General features: G+C 71.6%; 15 protein-coding genes. 7 read left to right on the top strand and 8 right to left on the bottom strand.

From position 1 onward, the window contains the following. Positions 1–230 precede the first annotated feature (230 nt). The gene (locus tag ACIQMX_RS12005) at positions 231–2,453 is read right to left on the bottom strand and encodes an NADP-dependent isocitrate dehydrogenase (RefSeq protein WP_402476976.1); all 2,223 of its coding nucleotides are present in this window, start codon (positions 2,451–2,453) and stop codon (positions 231–233) included. Between the two features lie 129 nt (positions 2,454–2,582). On the opposite strand from ACIQMX_RS12005, the gene ACIQMX_RS12000 reads away from it, so the two are divergent. Beyond that, positions 2,583–3,092 carry a tetratricopeptide repeat protein gene (locus tag ACIQMX_RS12000; RefSeq protein WP_402476973.1) on the top strand — a complete coding sequence of 170 codons (510 nt, stop codon included), beginning with the start codon at positions 2,583–2,585 and terminating at the stop codon, positions 3,090–3,092. Between the two features lie 9 nt (positions 3,093–3,101). On the opposite strand, the gene ACIQMX_RS11995 is transcribed toward ACIQMX_RS12000, so the two are convergent. Together ACIQMX_RS11995 and ACIQMX_RS11990 are read right to left on the bottom strand one after the other, a co-directional pair. Further along, the gene (locus tag ACIQMX_RS11995; protein ID WP_402476971.1) at positions 3,102–4,133 is read right to left on the bottom strand and encodes a glutathione S-transferase family protein; all 1,032 of its coding nucleotides are present in this window, start codon (positions 4,131–4,133) and stop codon (positions 3,102–3,104) included. A gap of 21 nt (positions 4,134–4,154) precedes the next feature. Continuing rightward, on the bottom strand, positions 4,155–5,660 hold the full coding sequence (locus ACIQMX_RS11990; protein WP_363077289.1) for an MFS transporter: 1,506 nt from the start codon (positions 5,658–5,660) through the stop codon (positions 4,155–4,157). Positions 5,661–5,803: 143 nt separating this feature from the next. On the opposite strand from ACIQMX_RS11990, the gene ACIQMX_RS11985 reads away from it, so the two are divergent. Further along, positions 5,804–6,199: a molybdopterin-binding protein gene (locus ACIQMX_RS11985; protein WP_219570362.1), complete on the top strand. Its 396-nt coding sequence runs from the start codon at positions 5,804–5,806 to the stop codon at positions 6,197–6,199. 151 nt (positions 6,200–6,350) lie between these two features. On the opposite strand, the gene ACIQMX_RS11980 is transcribed toward ACIQMX_RS11985, so the two are convergent. Beyond that, positions 6,351–6,896: a DUF1697 domain-containing protein gene (locus ACIQMX_RS11980; RefSeq protein WP_402476966.1), complete on the bottom strand. Its 546-nt coding sequence runs from the start codon at positions 6,894–6,896 to the stop codon at positions 6,351–6,353. 226 nt (positions 6,897–7,122) lie between these two features. Between ACIQMX_RS11980 and dhaK the strand changes: the two genes are divergently transcribed. From dhaK to ACIQMX_RS11960, 4 genes are read left to right on the top strand one after another with little or no spacing between them, the layout of a single operon-like run. Beyond that, entirely contained in the window at positions 7,123–8,115 is a 993-nt protein-coding gene (dhaK, locus tag ACIQMX_RS11975) for a dihydroxyacetone kinase subunit DhaK (protein WP_363077285.1), read from the top strand. Between the two features lie 53 nt (positions 8,116–8,168). Further along, positions 8,169–8,786, top strand: coding sequence for a dihydroxyacetone kinase subunit DhaL (gene dhaL / locus ACIQMX_RS11970; RefSeq protein WP_402476962.1), 618 nt, complete (start codon positions 8,169–8,171; stop codon positions 8,784–8,786). After that, positions 8,783–9,193: a PTS-dependent dihydroxyacetone kinase phosphotransferase subunit DhaM gene (locus tag ACIQMX_RS11965; protein ID WP_402476960.1), complete on the top strand. Its 411-nt coding sequence runs from the start codon at positions 8,783–8,785 to the stop codon at positions 9,191–9,193. Before dhaL ends, ACIQMX_RS11965 begins: the two co-directional genes overlap by 4 nt. Positions 9,194–9,244: 51 nt before the next feature. After that, positions 9,245–9,757 carry an NUDIX domain-containing protein gene (locus tag ACIQMX_RS11960; protein ID WP_402476958.1) on the top strand — a complete coding sequence of 171 codons (513 nt, stop codon included), beginning with the start codon at positions 9,245–9,247 and terminating at the stop codon, positions 9,755–9,757. A gap of 38 nt (positions 9,758–9,795) precedes the next feature. Here ACIQMX_RS11960 and abc-f read toward each other — a convergent pair whose 3' ends face one another. Together abc-f and ACIQMX_RS11950 are read right to left on the bottom strand one after the other, a co-directional pair. Beyond that, entirely contained in the window at positions 9,796–11,439 is a 1,644-nt protein-coding gene (gene abc-f / locus ACIQMX_RS11955; RefSeq protein WP_402476955.1) for a ribosomal protection-like ABC-F family protein, read from the bottom strand. A 367-nt stretch (positions 11,440–11,806) separates the two neighbouring features. After that, a complete protein-coding gene (locus ACIQMX_RS11950; protein WP_402476952.1) occupies positions 11,807–13,033 on the bottom strand; it encodes a serine hydrolase domain-containing protein in 1,227 nt (408 codons plus the stop codon). A 295-nt stretch (positions 13,034–13,328) separates the two neighbouring features. On the opposite strand from ACIQMX_RS11950, the gene ACIQMX_RS11945 reads away from it, so the two are divergent. After that, positions 13,329–14,105, top strand: a complete 777-nt coding sequence (locus tag ACIQMX_RS11945) for a MerR family transcriptional regulator (protein ID WP_363077273.1) — start codon at positions 13,329–13,331, stop codon at positions 14,103–14,105. A 305-nt stretch (positions 14,106–14,410) separates the two neighbouring features. Here the strand turns inward: ACIQMX_RS11945 and ACIQMX_RS11940 are convergent, their stop codons facing one another. Further along, positions 14,411–14,725 carry a DUF6191 domain-containing protein gene (locus tag ACIQMX_RS11940; protein ID WP_363077271.1) on the bottom strand — a complete coding sequence of 105 codons (315 nt, stop codon included), beginning with the start codon at positions 14,723–14,725 and terminating at the stop codon, positions 14,411–14,413. 107 nt (positions 14,726–14,832) lie between these two features. Continuing rightward, positions 14,833–15,873 (bottom strand): NAD(P)-dependent alcohol dehydrogenase, encoded by a 1,041-nt coding sequence (locus ACIQMX_RS11935; protein WP_363077269.1) that lies wholly within the window; start codon positions 15,871–15,873, stop codon positions 14,833–14,835. Between the last annotated feature and the right edge of the window lie 28 nt (positions 15,874–15,901).

Here is a 15,901-nt window from a genome sequence, read left to right as displayed (position 1 = left end):
GTTGCAGCAAACCAGCCACGGGCCTTCCGACGGCTGCCCGGCGCCCGCCACGGCGGCACTTTCACTCGTCAGGGCGTCCCCCGGTCCACGCCGGCCGGGCCGTGCGAGGACGTCAGGGAAAACAGGTCCGCCCCGGCTCGACGGAGAGTCGGCCGGGGCGGAGCAGCGGTCACCGGGCGTACGGGCGGGGGCGAAGGTGCGGGCCCCCTGCCCCGTGCGCCGTGGTCACATCAGACGAGGCTCGCGATCGCCTGGTTGAACGTGGCCGACGGGCGCATGACGGCTGCGGCCTTGGCCGGGTCGGGCTGGTAGTAGCCGCCGATGTCGGCCGGCCGGCCCTGGACGGCGATCAGCTCGCCGACGATGGTCTGCTCCTGCTCGGCCAGCGTCTTGGCGAGCGGGGCGAACGCCGTCGCGAGGTCGGCGTCGGCGTTCTGCTGCGCCAGCTCCTGGGCCCAGTACAGGGCGAGGTAGAAGTGGCTGCCGCGGTTGTCGATGCCACCGAGCTTGCGGCTGGGCGACTTGTCCTCGTTCAGGAACGTGGCGGTCGCCCGGTCCAGCGTGTCGGCGAGGACCTGGGCGCGCGCGTTGTCCGTGGTCTGCGCGAGGTGCTCGAAGCTGACCGCGAGGGCGAGGAACTCGCCCAGGCTGTCCCAGCGCAGGTAGTCCTCCTTGACGAGCTGCTGGACGTGCTTGGGCGCGGAGCCGCCGGCGCCCGTCTCGAACAGACCGCCGCCGTTCATCAGCGGGACGACGGACAGCATCTTCGCGCTGGTGCCGAGTTCCAGGATCGGGAACAGGTCGGTGAGGTAGTCACGCAGCACGTTGCCGGTCACCGAGATGGTGTCCTCGCCGCGGCGGATGCGCTCCAGCGAGAAGGCGGTGGCCTTCTCCGGCGTGAGGATCTCGATCCGGAGGCCGTCGGTGTCGTGGTCGGCCAGGTAGGTCTTCACCTTGGCGATGAGCTGCGCGTCGTGGGCGCGGTCCTCGTCGAGCCAGAACACGGCCGGGTTGCCGGTCGCGCGGGCGCGGGTGACGGCGAGCTTGACCCAGTCCTGGATCGGCAGGTCCTTGGTCTGGCACATCCGGAAGATGTCACCGGCGCCCACGGCCTGCTCCAGCACGGCGTTGCCCGCGGCGTCGACGACCCGCACGGTGCCCGTGGCGGGGATCTCGAAGGTCTTGTCGTGGCTGCCGTACTCCTCGGCCTTCTGCGCCATCAGACCGACGTTGGGCACCGAGCCCATGGTCGACGGGTCGAAGGCGCCGTGCGCACGGCAGTCGTCGATCACGACCTGGTAGACACCGGCGTAGCTGCTGTCCGGCAGGACGGCGAGCGTGTCGGCCTCCTGGCCGTCCGGGCCCCACATGTGACCGGAGGTGCGGATCATGGCCGGCATGGAGGCGTCGACGATGACGTCGCTGGGGACGTGCAGGTTGGTGATGCCCTTGTCGGAGTCGACCATCGCCAGGGCGGGGCCCTCGGCGAGCTCGGCCTCGAAGGACGCCTTGATCTCGGCGCCGACGTGGGGCACCGAGTCGAGACCCTTGAGGATCCCGCCGAGGCCGTCGTTCGGGGTGAGGCCGGCCGCGGCGAGGACGTCGCCGTACTTGGCGAAGGTGTTCGGGAAGAAGGCGCGGACCACGTGGCCGAAGATGATCGGGTCGGAGACCTTCATCATCGTGGCCTTGAGGTGGACGGAGAACAGCACGTCCTCGGACTTGGCCCGGGCGATCTGCGCGGTGAAGAACTCACGCAGTGCCGCGACGCGCATGACGGCGGCGTCCACGACCTCGCCCGCGAGGACCGGTACGGACTCGCGCAGCACCGTGGTGCTGCCGTCGTCGCCCACGAGCTCGATGCGCAGCGAGCCGGGCTCGGCGATCACGGCGGACTTCTCGGTGGAACGGAAGTCGTCGACGCCCATGGTGGCGACGTTCGTCTTCGAGTCGGCGGTCCAGGCACCCATGCGGTGCGGGTGGGTCTTGGCGTAGTTCTTGACCGACGCGGGGGCGCGGCGGTCGGAGTTGCCCTCGCGCAGGACGGGGTTGACCGCACTGCCCTTGACCTTGTCGTAGCGCGCGCGGACGTCCTCGTCCTCGTCGTTCTTCGGGTCGTCCGGGTAGTCCGGAAGCGCGTAGCCCTGCTCCTGGAGCTCGGCGATCGCGGCCTTCAGCTGCGGGATCGAGGCCGAGATGTTCGGCAGCTTGATGATGTTCGCGCCGGGAGTCGTGGCCAGCGCGCCGAGCTCGGCGAGAGCGTCGTCGATGCGCTGGTTCTCCTGGAGGCGGTCGGGGAAGCTGGCGATGATCCGGCCCGCCAGGGAGATGTCACGGCTCTCCACGGTGACCCCGGCCTTCGAGGCATAGGCCTCGACCACGGGCAGGAACGAATACGTCGCCAGGGCCGGGGCCTCGTCGGTGTGTGTATAGATGATGGTCGAGTCAGTCACCCTGTGCTCCGCTCCACGTCTGCAACATTGCTTGACATCAAGATATCTCGTGATCGCCGCTGACTCGACAGGGCCCTGGCCCCCATAAGATTTTGCGGTGGCCGGGCCGGCCTGGCAGCGTGCGCCGGCATGAGCAACGACAGCGAGTACGAGACGGCGGACGCGGCACTGGCACGGGCGGTGCGCCTGCGTGAGGAGAGGACTCCGCGGGCGCACGAGGAGCTGGTGGGCCTGGCGGCGCGCCATCCGCACGACGCCGCCCTCGCCTATCAGGCCGCCTGGTCGCACGATTCCCTCGGACTCGAGGCCGAGGCCGTGCCGTTCTACGAGCGCGCGCTGAACGGAACCGGACTTGCGGCGCAGGACCGCCACGGGGCCTTCCTCGGACTCGGCAGCACGCTGCGGGTGCTGGGCCGCTACGAGGAGGCACGCGAGGTGCTGGGCCGGGGACTGGACGAGTTCGCGCAGGATGCCGCGCTGCGGACGTTCCTGGCCATGACGCTGTACAACCTGGGCGAGTCCCGCGAAGCCGTACGGACACTGCTCCTGGTGGCGGCCGCCACCAGCGAGGATCCGCAGGTCCAGGCGTACCGTCCGGCCATCGAGTACTACGCCGGCCGCTTGGACGAAACGGAGTAGGACGGGCGCTCAGGGCCGGTGTCGCGGGGGCACCCGTTCGCCGGCCGGCACCGGTCCGGGCGGGGTGCCGTCGCCGAACGGGCGGCCGCCGAGCTGTTCCCGGTGGTGCGGGGTCAGGAACCCGGCCAGATCGGGTCCGGTGGGCACGATGCCGGTGGGGTTGATGCCGGTGTGGACCCGGTAGTAGTGCTGCTTGATGTGGTGGAAGTCGACGGTGTCCCCGAATCCGGGGGTCTGGTAGAGGTCCCGCAGGTAGGCCCAGAGAACCGGGTCCTCGGCCAGTTTCGCGCGGTTGCACTTGAAGTGTCCGTGGTAGACGGCGTCGAAGCGCACGAGTGTGGTGAAGAGGCGGATGTCGGCCTCGGTGATCGTGTCGCCGACGAGGTAGCGCCGGTCCGCCAGCCGCTGCGACACCTGGTCCAGTCGGCGGAAGAGTGCCTCGTAGGCGCTTTCGTACGTGCTCTGGCCGTCGGCGAACCCGGCCCGGTACACGCCGTTGTTGATGTCGCGGTAGATCCCTTCCATGACCTCGTCGATCTCCTCGCGCAACGGCTCCGGGTAGAGGTCGGGTGCACCGGGGCGGTGCAGCGCGGTCCACTCGGTGGCGAGGTCCAGGGTGATCCGCTGGTAGTCGTTGGTGACGAGCCTGCCGCTGGGGACGTCGACGATCGCGGGGACGCTGACGCCGCCGGGGTAGCCGCGCTCCCTCGCGTCGTACGCCTCGCTCAGGTAGCGGATGCCGAGCACCGGGTCCCGGCCGTCCGGGTCCAGCGTGAAACGCCAGCTGCGGTCGTCCTGAAGCGGGTCGGCGACGGCGAGCGAGAGGGCGCTCTCCAGGCCCAGCAGCCTGCGGGAGACCAGGGCGCGGCTCGCCCAGGGGCAGGCCCGGCTGACGACGAGGCGGTAGCGGTCCGCCTCGACGGGCCAGCCGTCGCGTCCGTCGGCGGTGATGCGGTCCGCGAAGTGGCTGCGGGACCGTTTGAAGGGTTTGTGCCCGTAGGACCGGTTGCCGTCCTGTGCCGTGCCGTCGGCGTCGTTCATGGCGTCTCCTCCGTGATCCGCTCAGTGGTCCGCCGTTGAGGACGCGGACTGCCGTGTACGGTTCCTGCCCCGTCGGGTCCCGCCCACATCGGCCAGCGCCACGACGAGTCCGGCGAGCACGAAGGCGACGGAGACGATGAGCCCGTGGTCGTATGCGGTGGACCATGCCTGGGATCCCACCTGGGCGAAGAACACCGAGCCCACGGCCGCGATCCCGATCGCGGAGCCGACGCGCTGGCTGGTCTGCAGGGTCCCGCCGGCGCTGCCGGCCGTGGCGACCGGCACCTGCGACAGGGTCAGGGTCTGGTTGGGCGCGATGACAAGACCGCTGCCCAGCCCGGCCAGCAGCAGCGGAGCGGCCATCGCCCATCCCGCGCCTCTGCCGGGCACGAGGTGGACGGCGAGAGCGGTCGCGGCCAGTCCCACCGCGACGGTGGCCATGCCCACGACGACGAGGGGGCGTCCGTACCGCCCGACGAGTCTGCCGCCCGGGCTCGCGGCGACGGCGGATCCGAGGGCGAACGGGGTGATCGCCAGACCTGCCTGCAGGGCGGTGTAGTGCAGGCCGCTCTGCAGGTAGAGCGTGGTGATGAAGAAGATCGAGGTGAAGCCGGCGAAGTACAGCAGGATCAGCAGGCACCCCAGCCAGTACGAGCGGACCCGGAAGAGCCTGAGGTCGACGACCGGCTGGGTGCCGCGGCGCCCGCACCGGGACTCCCAGCCGACGAACACGCCGAGCAGCACGGCGGCGACCGCCAGCAGCAGCCACTTGCCGTTGCCCGGCCACTGATGGGCCTGGACGAACGGCAGCAGCAGAGCCAGCACCCCCGCGCCCAGCAGCAGGATCCCGAGCGGGTCGAGGTCCCGCAGCCGCACCGGGCCCGCGGACGGCGTGTCCGGCAGGAGCCGCCGCGCCAGCAGGAGGCAGACGGCCCCGAGCGGCAGGTTGACGTAGAACACCCAGCGCCAGCCCTCCTCGGCCCCGGCCGCCTGGATGAGCAGTCCGCCCAGCAGCGGGCCGACGGCGGTGGAGATGCCGACCACGGTGCCGAACATGCCGAAGGCCCGGCCGCGCTCCCGCCCGGAGAACATCTGCTGGATGAGGGCGGAGATCTGCGGCGAGAGAAGACCGCCCGCCAGCCCCTGGACCAGTCGGGCGATCACGAGCCAGGTGCTGGACTGGGCGGCTCCGCAGGCCGCGGACGAGAGGGTGAAGAGCACCAGCCCCGCCATGAAGACCTCGCGACGCCCGCGGGCGTCGCCCAGGCGCCCGGCGGGGATCAGGAACAGGCCGAAGGCCAGTGCGTACCCCGAGAGCACCCACTGCAGATCGGACTCGGGGGTGTGCAGGCCCTCCCGGATGGAGGGCAGGGCCACATTGACGATGGACACGTCCAGCAGGGTCATGAAGCCCGCGACCAGGCAGACCGCGAGCGCTCGCCACCGCCGGGGGTCGGGGGTGTCCGCTCCCGCGGCGGAGCCCTCGTCCCGGCCCGCAGAACCCCGGTACCCCGCACTCTCTGCCATGGCTCGCACCCTAGGGCGCACGCGCCGATTCCTCACCCCGACAGAGCCACCCGGCCCACTGACGTGGATCAGACCTCGCATTCACCAAGACTTGCGCAGATTAAGCTTGCATATGCAACTTTATGTGCCCTAGAGTGCCGGATATGCAGACCTACACCATCGGGCAGGCCGCCCGCCTGCTGGGCGTCAGCCCGGACACCGCGCGGCGCTGGGCGGACGCCGGCCGCGTCGCCACCCATCGCGAGGAGGGCGGCCGTCGCCTCATCGACGGCCGCGACCTGGCCGCGTTCTCGGTGGAGGTCGCGCAGAACGGCACAGGCGAGGAGGAGGTCTCGTACACCTCCGCGCGCAACGCCTTTCCGGGCATCGTCACCGCGGTCAAGCTCGGGGACGTGGCGGCGCAGGTGGAGATCCAGGCCGGTCCGCACCGGCTCGTGTCGCTGCTGACCAGGGAGGCCGTCGAGGAGCTCGGACTGGAGGTCGGCATGACGGCGACCGCCCGCGTGAAGTCGACCAGCGTGCACATCGACCGCACCTGACCCGCCCGCCCCGCCGCTACGCCTCGGTGAGGCCGGTGATCCGCACCAGGTCCGGAGCCGGAGCGGCACCGCGGCCGCCGGTGTCCCGGGACGCCGGACAGCGCGGACCTGTCGCACCGGCCCGGCCCGGCCGGCGAGCCCGGCCCGTCCGTCAGGCCGCGCCCTTCTTGGCCGCGGCGAGGATCTTCACCACGGTGTGGAAGAAGCGCGTCGTCGCGTCGTGGCCCAGGACGCGCTCCTGGAACCCCTTCGCGGCGGGCGCCCTGCCCTTGATCAGGTACCAGACGACGAAGGCCTCGTACCCGGTGCTGCCGATGATCTCCATGTCCTTCTTCGGAGAGAGCATCGGCAGCGAAAGCTCCGGGTCGATGCGTTCGGTCGTGAAGACCACGCAGCAGCGAAGGTCGTCGGTGACCGTGACCTTCCGGAACGGGTCGAGCGCGATCAGCGCCTCCAGTTCCGGCACCGTACGCAGACAGACCGCGACCTCGTAGCCGAGTTCCCCGGTCAGCCGTTCGCGGATACGGTCACCGAGCACGGCCCGGTCCGTCTCCTGCGACTCGAAGAAGACGTTCCCGCTCTGGATGTAGCTGCGTACGGAGTCGAACCCCATCTCCGTGAACAGACCGCGCAGGTACTCCATCTTCACCGAACGGCCCGGTACGTTCATTCCGCGCAGGAACGCGATGTACAGCAAATCAGATCACCTGTCCGCAAGGAGATGTCCGCAGGAGGAGTGGAGCCACGACCGCGCCCGACAGCGTAGCCCGCGCGCGGTTCGCCTGCGGGGCGGCAGGTCCGCCCGCTGCTGCGGAGTCCTCGGCGGAACCTCACGCGGGAGCGGGTATGCGCGGTTCTTCGCACAGGGCCTCCGGCGTCCTACGGTGGTGGTCCAGCGTCGACAGCCTTCCTGGGAGATTCCGTTGCGCATGCTGATCAACGTCCCTGAAACCGTGGTCGCCGACGGGCTGCGCGGCATGGCCGCCGCCCATCCCGAACTGACCGTGGACGTCGAGAACCGTGTCGTCGTACGGCGCGACGCGCCCGTGGCCGGGAAGGTCGCCCTGGTCTCCGGTGGCGGGTCCGGTCATGAACCGCTCCATGCCGGCTTCGTCGGACCCGGCATGCTCTCGGCCGCCTGCCCCGGCGAGGTGTTCACCTCTCCCGTGCCGGATCAGATGGTGCGGGCCGCCGCCGCCGTCGACAGCGGCGCGGGGGTGCTGTTCGTCGTGAAGAACTACACCGGCGACGTGCTCAACTTCGAGATGGCCGCCGAACTCGCCGACGAGGAGGGCGTGCAGGTCGCCCAGGTGCTCGTCAACGACGATGTGGCGGTCACCGACAGCCTGTTCACGGCCGGGCGCCGGGGCACCGGAGCGACCCTGTTCGTCGAGAAGATCGCCGGGGCCGCTGCGGAGGAGGGCGCGCCGCTGGACCGGGTGGCGGCCCTCGCGCGGCAGGTCAACGAGGCGTCCCGGAGTTTCGGCGTGGCGCTGACCTCGGTCACCACGCCCGCCAAGGGCTCCCCCACCTTCGATCTGCCGCCCGGCGAACTCGAACTCGGGGTGGGGATCCACGGCGAGCCGGGACGGGAGCGGCGCCCGATGATGACCTCGCGGGAGATCGCCGACTTCGCGGTCGACGCGGTGCTGGAGGATCTGCGGCCGCGGGGTCCGGTGCTCGCGCTCGTCAACGGGATGGGCGCGACACCGCTGCTGGAGCTGTACGGATTCAACGCCGAGGTGCAGCGGGTGCTCTCCGAGCGCGGCGTGGTGGTGGCCCGTACCCTCGTGGGCAACTATGTGACCTCGCTCGACATGGCGGGCTGTTCGGTGACGCTCTGCCAGGTGGACGAGGAGCTGGTACGGCTCTGGGACGCGCCGGTGCAGACACCCGCACTGCGCTGGGGCCGCTGACCCGCCCGCCCCCTGCCGGGATGCCGATTCATCCGACGCACCGAGGAGCGCATGTGCTCGACGCCGAATTCTTCCACCGCTGGATGTCCACGACCGCTGTCTCGGTCGACCGTGAGGCGGCACATCTGACCGAGCTCGACTCCGCGATCGGGGACGCCGACCACGGCAGCAATCTGCAACGCGGGTTCACCGCGGTCTCGGCCGCGCTGGACAAGGAGCCGCCGCCGACCCCGGGCGCCGTACTGATGCTGGCCGGGCGGCAGTTGATCTCGACGGTCGGAGGCGCGTCGGGACCTCTGTACGGAACGTTGCTGCGGCGTACCGGAAAGTCGCTCGGTGACGCGCCCGCCGTCACCGCGGGGGAACTGGCGCGCGCGCTCGGCGAGGGCGTGGCGGCGGTGGCCCAGCTGGGCGGGGCGCAGGCGGGTGACAAGACGATGCTCGACGCGCTGCTGCCGGCCGTCGAGGCGCTCGCGACGTCGTTCGAGGCGGGAGCGGACGCGGCACGGGCGGGCGCACTGGCGACCGTCCCCCTGCGGGCGCGCAAGGGCCGGGCGAGTTACCTGGGTGAGCGGAGTGTCGGGCACCAGGATCCGGGGGCTGCGTCGGCCGCGCTGCTGATCGCGGCGCTCGCGGATTCGGCCGCCACGGCGGCGGGAGGTGCCGTGTGAGCACGGACAAGCAGGTCGGGATCGTGCTGGTGTCGCACAGCGGCCCGGTGGCCGAGGCGGTGGCCGGCCTGGCGAGAGGGCTTGCGGCGGGCGGCGCGACAGCGCCGGTGGCCGCGGCCGGCGGCACACCCGCGGGCGGGCTCGGGACCAGTGCGGAGCTCATCGCGGAGGCCGCCCGGGCCGTCGACGGCGGCGCGGGCGTCGCGGTCCTCGTCGACCTGGGCAGCGCCGTGCTGACGGTGAAGGCGATGCTGGCCGAGGGCGACGAGCTCCCGGACGGGGCGCGCCTGGTGGACGCGCCGTTCGTGGAGGGGGCGGTGGCCGCCGTGGTCACCGCGTCGGCCGGCGGCGACCTGGACGCGGTGATGGCCGCGGCGTCGGAGGCGTACGGCTACCGCAAGGTCTAGGCCGGCCTGTCGTCCGGGTGCTCACCCGCCGCAACGCCCACACTTGACGGCATGACACCCCGCGATCCGGCCAGGCGCAGCGCCGGTCTCCTCCTGTTCCGCCACCGCGGCACCGGCTTCGAAGTCCTCATCGGACACATGGGCGGGCCGTTCTGGGCACGCAGGGAGCGTGCGGCCTGGTCGGTGCCCAAGGGCGAGTACGGCCCCGAGGAAGGAGCGGAGGCGGCGGCCCGGCGGGAGTTCGAGGAGGAGTTCGGGCACCCGGTGCCGGACGGCGCGTGGCTGCCGCTGGGCGAGTCGCGTCAGGCCGGCGGCAAGATCGTGACGGTGTGGGCCGTGGAGGGCGATCTCGATCCGGCGACGGCGGTCCCGGGGACGTTCACGATGGAGTGGCCGCGGGGTTCCGGTGTGCGGCGGGAGTTCCCGGAGATCGACCGTTTCGCCTGGTGTGCGCCGGAGCCGGCGGCCGAGCGGCTGGTCGAGGGACAGCGGGTCTTCGTGGACCGGCTGCGGGACCGTCTGACGGGCGGACGGGGCCCCGCCGCGCACGGTGGCGGGACCTGAGGAACCCGCGTCCGCCCCCGGCGCGCCCGTGGCCGTGGTCAGGCGCGGGCGACGGGCCGGCCGGCGTGCAGCTCCAGCCGGTCGCCCGTGAAGCGGCTCCGGAAGCTGCGGTCGTGCGAGACGACCACGACGGCTCCCTCGTACGCCGCCAGCGCCGCCTCCAGTTCCTCCACCAGGTCCAGGGCGATGTGGTTGGTCGGTTCGTCCAGCACCAGCAGGTCGGCGGGGCGGGTGACCAGCCGGGCCAGCGCCAGCCTGCGCTGCTGTCCGACGGAGAGCGCGGCCACCGGAACGAGCAGGTCCTCCGCGCGGAAGAGACCGAGCGCCAGGAGCATCTCGGTGTACTCGTCCGCAGGACCGGGCCGCCCGGCCGCGAACGTCGCCAGCAGGGTGCGTCGGGTCGGCCGGGCGGGGAGTTCCTGGGGGAGGTAGCCGATCCGGGCGCGGCGGCGCACCGTGCCCGTGCCGGGGGCGAGGTCACCTGCGAGGACCCTGAGCAGAGTCGACTTCCCGGCCCCGTTGGGCCCCGTCACGAGCAGGCGCTGTCCCTCGGCCACCCGCAGCGCGGGCAGGTCCAGCCGGTCGCCCACCGCTACGGAATCGAGCTCCACCAGTGGCCCGCGGCGCCTGTCGCCGTCGGAGGCCAGGGCCAGTCCGGCGGAGAATCGCAGCGGCTGCGGCGGCGGTGCCACGGGCTGCCTGCGCAGTCCCTCCAGCCGGGTTCTGGCCGCTCTGACCTGGCCGGACAGCTTCGCCTCGTGCGAGCGGCGGTACTTGCCCCAGCCCTCCCCCGGGTCCTTGCCGGTGGCGGCGAGCCGTTTTCCCGCCCCGTTCACGAGTTCTTCGGTACGGGCCAGTTCGTCCAGCCATTCCTGGTGGTCCTGCGCCCAGCGGCGGCGGGCGGCGGCCCTCGCCGTGCGGTAGCCCTCCCAGCCGTCGCCGTAACGGACGACGCTGCGCAGATCCCGGTCGACCTCGACGATCACGGTGGTGGTCCGTTCCAGGAACGCACGGTCGTGGGTGATCACGACGAGAGTGCCGCGGTGCGCGCGCAGCTGGTCCTCCAGCCAGGTGACGGCCCGGAGGTCGAGGTGGTTGGTCGGTTCGTCGAGGAGCAGCAGTTCGGGGCCCGAGGCCAGGACGCAGGCGAGCGCGAGCCTGGACTGTTCGCCGCCGGAGAGGCTGCCGAGCGTGCGCTCCCGGGTGAGGTGTCCGAGTCCGAGGCCGTGCAGTGCCGCCTCGGTCCGGGCGTCGGCCCGGTATCCGTCGCGTTCCTCGTACTCCGTCAGCAGGTCTCCGTACGCGGCCAGCTGAGTGTCATCGGCGCCGTCCGGGGTGGCGAGCGCCGCTTCGGCGGCTCGGATGCGCCGCTCCAGTGCGCGCAGTCCGGCTAGGGCCGTGTCGACGGCGTCCTGGACGGTGCGGGTGGGATCGAGGTCGAGCGTCTGGGAGAGGTAGCCGGTGCCGCCGTGGAAGCGGACGGTGATCTCGCCGCTGTCGGGTGTCTCGGCGCCGGCGGTCAGCCGCAGGAGGGTGGACTTGCCGGATCCGTTCTCGCCGATGACACCGACGTGGTCGCCGGGGCGGACGGTGAGTGAGACCTGGTCGAGGACGGCACGGTCCCCGTAGGCCTTGGAGACGTCCTTGAGGGTCAGCTGGGCGCGGTCGTGCGGGAGGGACATGGTGGCGGGTTCCCTGAGGGTCGGGTGCCTCGGCGGCCCGGGACGGGGCGCGGCGGGCGGGGGCTTCCGGACGGTCCGGGGGGGGCGGTGCGCATGGCCTGCCCGGGCATCACGAGGTGATGCCCGACGGTGCGCGGCGGCGGCCCTGGCCGGAGTCAGCGGAAGAAGTAGTACGAACCCATGAGGTGAGTGTAGCCGGGGGGCTGCGTGATCTGTCGGCTCCATTTCTCCGGACCCGAGCCGCGCCGTCCCCGCCCCTGCCCGGAGGCCCGCGCCTGCGTGAGCCGGGCGCCGCCGACGGGGAATGGCACCCGGCCCCGGACTCCTGTCTGCGCCCTCGTCCGGAACGTGGCGGTCGGGCTCGTTGTCAGTCGATGGCCTGGTAGAGCGTGGTCCAGAAGTCGTTCATGGCACGCGGTGAATCCGGGGTGGACAGCCCGACCTGGGTGAGCAGGACTCCGGTGAGCTGGTTGGTCCTGTCCGCGTAGGCGGTGGTGCCGGTACCGCCGAACCAGCCGAACTGGCCGATGGGCGCGTAGTCGCTGCGATGTGTGCGCACCGCCATTCCGAAGCCCCAGCCACCGTAGGCCCCCTGACCGGACGACAGATGGGCGATGTTGTTGAACATCGCTTCCCGGGCGGCCAGTTGACCGGGCGAGAGACGGTTGGTGGTCATCAGCTCGACGGCGGCCCGGGACAGGATCCGTTCGCTGCCGTGCATCCCGTGGTTCAGCAGCATCCGGAAGTAGGCGTGGTAGTCGTCGACGGTGGAGACCAGCCCGCCGCCGGCGCCCTGGAACGCGGGAGGGACGCTGGACCTTCCCCCCGCCGCCTCGTCCCACACCACGAACTCGCCGGTCTGCGGGTCGGGCCCGTACAGGGGCGGCAGTCGGTCGATCTTGTCGGCGGGCACGTGGAACGCGGTGTCCTTCATCCCCAGCGGGTCGAGGACGCGTTCGCGCAGGAACGCCTCCAAGGACTGCCCGGCGACTCTGGAGACGAGCACACCGGCCACCTCGTTGCTGAGGTCGTACTGCCACCGCGCTCCGGGCTGGTACTGAAGCGGCAGCTCGCCGAGGCGGCGCATCCACTCGTCCTGCTCGGGCGCCGGCCCGGATGCCACGCTGTAGTCGAGGCGCTCGAAGGTCGCGGCCCTGATCGGGGAAGCCATCGAATCGAAGTCCACTCCGAGCCCGAACGTCGAGGTCAGCAGGTCCCGTACGGTGATCGGGCGCTGTGCCGGCACCGTGTCGTCCAGCGGACCGTCGGGCCGCCTCAGCACCTGCCGGTCGGCGAGTTCGGGCAGCCATGGATCCACCGGGTCGTCCAGCCGCAGCCGGCACTCGTCGAGCAGGATCATCGCCGCCGCCATCGTGACCGGTTTGGACGCGGACGCCATCCGGAAGATCGTGTCGCGGCGCATCGGCGGACCACCGTCGTGACGCATTGTCCCGATCGCTTCGACGTGTGTCCGGCCGCCATGGCTGACCAGGGCGACGAGGCCGGGAATCTTCTTGGACTCGACATGCCGTGTCAGCACCTCGCGCAGCCGGAGCAGCCCCGCGTCGAAGAAGTCGCTGTTGCTCGTTCCCATGATGAATCTCCTGTTCACAGTGCGGGCTCTCACGGCGGCCCCGGTGGCTGCCCGGCCCTTCCAGCGGCTGTGTGTACAGAGCCTGCAGCCTTGACCCGAGGTCAAGGTCAACTCCCCGCCGCGACAAGGGGTGACCGGCACCTGCCCGCAGGCGTCACGGGCCCGCCCGGCAGCGGGAGGGACGGGACGGAAGGTGCGCGTTATCCTCGCCCCTGTGATCGTCCGGACTTCCCGGCCGTCGCCGAAGCGGTTCGCGAGACCGCGGCCGCCCACTACACGGAGGTGAGCCGAGCCGATGGCAGACGGACTCACGATCGGTCAGGCGGCGGCGTTCGTCGGTGTCACCATCAAGACCGTCCGGCACTATCACCGGCTCGGCCTGGTCACCGAGCCGGAACGCGACGGCTCCGGCTACCGCCGTTACCGGTCGGATGAGCTGTTCCGGCTGGTCCAGGTCCGGACCCTGGCCGCAGCCGGCGTCCCGCTGGCCGAGGTCAGTGACCTGCTCGACGCCGACCCCCGGACGTTCGCCGCCACCCTGGACGACATCCATCACCAGCTCACCGAACAGATCGACGACCTGATCGCGCGCCGCGACAGGCTGCACCGACTCGGCCACGGCGACCGGGCCCTGCTGCCCGACCGGGCCTGCGCAGTGCTGGACCGACTCGCCGAACTCGGCTTCGGTCCCGACTACGTGGCCGCTCAACGGGAGGCCCTGGTGCTGGCCCGGGCACTGGTTCCGGAGATCTTCGACAGCTTCCTGACCCGGCTCGCACATTCACTTGACGATCCCGAGTCCGTAGAGCTGACCAAGCGCGGCTGGGATGCGAGGTCCTGGGATCCGGACGACCCGCGGATCGAGGAGCTGGCGTCCACGCTGACCGACAAGCTGCTGGCCGACCGCGCGCTGCTGGAGATGCCGAGCGGGTTTCAGAACCAGCCCGACGCCGCCTCCCGGTACGCAATGGTCAACCACCACCGGGAAGACCACTCACCGTCCATCGCCCGGTTGAACACGCTGATCGAGGCGAACCTGCGCGCAGCCGGCATCGTCGTTCCGCATCAGTGACGGCCGCCCGCGGACACGACACTGCGGCGGTGCGCCCGTCTCGTCCCGCCGCGCGTAGGCCGGCACGACCGGGCCGGGCCTGTGCGCCTGCGGCACGGCCCGGTCCGTCCGCTTGCCCAACGTCGATGACCAGGCCATGACCCGCGGCAGCTTCCGCGTCCTGGCCACCCACACCCCCGGGCCCGTGCGCCGTGCACCTCGAAGAGCAGGACGCCGTCCTGATCGACCCGCCCGCGGGTCCGGCCTCGTGGGCGACGATTCCCCGAAGCACACGATCACGCGCCCGGCCCGGGAGCCGGGCCACGTCACCGCTGTCGCAGGCGGATGACGGCGAGCCCGCCGTCGAGGTCGACGGTCGAGCGGTGGGGCGGGGCGCCGTCCTCCTCGTCGTCGCGCAGCAGCAGCGCGCTCCGGCGTTCCTTGAGCTCGCTCTGTTTGCCGGGCGAGAACGTCGCGTGCAGCTGCTCGAATCCGGTCGCGGAGATCTGGCCCTGCCGGGCACTGTTGCGCCACGGCAGCAGGCCTGCCCGCCCCGCCCGGAGCAGCAGCTGGTCGAGGAAGGCGGCGACGGTCAGGGCGATGACCAGGACGGGCAGCGTCATCAGGGCAGCGAATTCCATGGGGGCAGTATCCGCCCGGGGCGGTGCGTCGCGCATCGGCCCCGGGCAGGACGATGCGGGCCGACGCGCAGCGCGACGGCCCGCAGGGTCGTGAGGGGGCTCGGGCGTCAGCCGTTGGGAAGGATGACGGCGCGGCCGTTGATCTTGCCGTCGTGCAGCCGCTCGTAGGCCAGCGGCGCCTCGTCCAGCGAGTACGTCTCGACGTGGACCTTGACCGCGCCGGCATGGGCCAGGTCGAGGACTTCGGCCAGCTCGGAGCGCGAGCCCCAGTAGGGCGCCGTCACCGTCGTGCTGAACGGCAGGGAGCCGAAGCCCACCGGCAGACTTCCGCCGCCGATGCCGACGATGGTGACGTCGGAGTCGATGGCGGCCGCGGCGCCGGCCGTTGCGACGGTCGGCGGGGCGCCTACGAAGTCGAGGACGACCTGGGCGCCGACGCCGCCGGTCAGCTCACGGATCCGGTCCGCGGCGTGCTCGTCGGACAGGACGGTCTCGTGCGCTCCGACCTCGCGGGCCAGGGCGAGCTTGTCGTCCGTGACGTCGAGGGCGATGACCCGGACCGCTGTCATGGCGCGCAGCAGCTGGATGGCGACGTGACCGAGTCCGCCGGTACCGATGACGACGGCGGTCGCGCCGGGCACCAGCTTCGGCAGGGAGCGCTTGATCGCGTGGTACGGGGTGAGGCCGGCGTCGGTGAGCGGTACGGCCTGCACGGGGTCGAGGTCACCGAGCGGGACCAGGTGGCGCGGGTCGTCGACGATCATGTACTCGGCCATGGCGCCGGGCGAGCCGAGCCCGGGCGGGTTGATGCCGAGCTCCTTGGCCCGCAGGCAGTAGTTCTCCTTGCCCTCGGCGCACTTGATGCACGTGCCGCAGCCCCAGGGCCCGTACACGGCGACGGACTCGCCGACCGCGAGGCCGCTGACGCCGTCACCGAGCGCGGCGATGGTGCCGACGCCCTCGTGGCCCAGGGTGAGCGGAAGCGGGTAGGGGAACTCTTCCGCGGGCCAGCTCATCACCGCGATGTCCGAGTGGCAGACACCTGCCGCGGTGACCTTCAGCAGCACCTGCCCCGGGCCGGGCTCCGGATCGGGAATGGTGACGACCTCGGGTGCGGCGCCGACTTCGCGGTACTGAACGGCTTTCATGGGGTCCTCCTCGACCTCTCCTGCTCCA

Source organism: Streptomyces sp. NPDC091416, from assembly GCF_044756845.1.
In the GTDB taxonomy this organism is placed as follows: Bacteria; Actinomycetota; Actinomycetes; order Streptomycetales; family Streptomycetaceae; genus Streptomyces.
This window is presented reverse-complemented; position numbering and strand designations above follow the sequence as displayed.

What these genes read in the sequence shown, in the direction of transcription:
- ACIQMX_RS12000 (WP_402476973.1), top strand. Translation starts at nt 2,583, where the DNA reads ATGAGCAACGACAGCGAGTACGAGACGGCGGACGCGGCACTGGCACGG.
- ACIQMX_RS11995 (WP_402476971.1), bottom strand. Translation starts at nt 4,133, where the DNA reads ATGAACGACGCCGACGGCACGGCACAGGACGGCAACCGGTCCTACGGG.
- ACIQMX_RS11990 (WP_363077289.1), bottom strand. Translation starts at nt 5,660, where the DNA reads ATGGCAGAGAGTGCGGGGTACCGGGGTTCTGCGGGCCGGGACGAGGGC.
- ACIQMX_RS11985 (WP_219570362.1), top strand. Translation starts at nt 5,804, where the DNA reads ATGCAGACCTACACCATCGGGCAGGCCGCCCGCCTGCTGGGCGTCAGC.
- ACIQMX_RS11960 (WP_402476958.1), top strand. Translation starts at nt 9,245, where the DNA reads ATGACACCCCGCGATCCGGCCAGGCGCAGCGCCGGTCTCCTCCTGTTC.
- abc-f (WP_402476955.1), bottom strand. Translation starts at nt 11,439, where the DNA reads ATGTCCCTCCCGCACGACCGCGCCCAGCTGACCCTCAAGGACGTCTCC.
- ACIQMX_RS11950 (WP_402476952.1), bottom strand. Translation starts at nt 13,033, where the DNA reads ATGGGAACGAGCAACAGCGACTTCTTCGACGCGGGGCTGCTCCGGCTG.
- ACIQMX_RS11945 (WP_363077273.1), top strand. Translation starts at nt 13,329, where the DNA reads ATGGCAGACGGACTCACGATCGGTCAGGCGGCGGCGTTCGTCGGTGTC.
- ACIQMX_RS11940 (WP_363077271.1), bottom strand. Translation starts at nt 14,725, where the DNA reads ATGGAATTCGCTGCCCTGATGACGCTGCCCGTCCTGGTCATCGCCCTG.
- ACIQMX_RS11935 (WP_363077269.1), bottom strand. Translation starts at nt 15,873, where the DNA reads ATGAAAGCCGTTCAGTACCGCGAAGTCGGCGCCGCACCCGAGGTCGTC.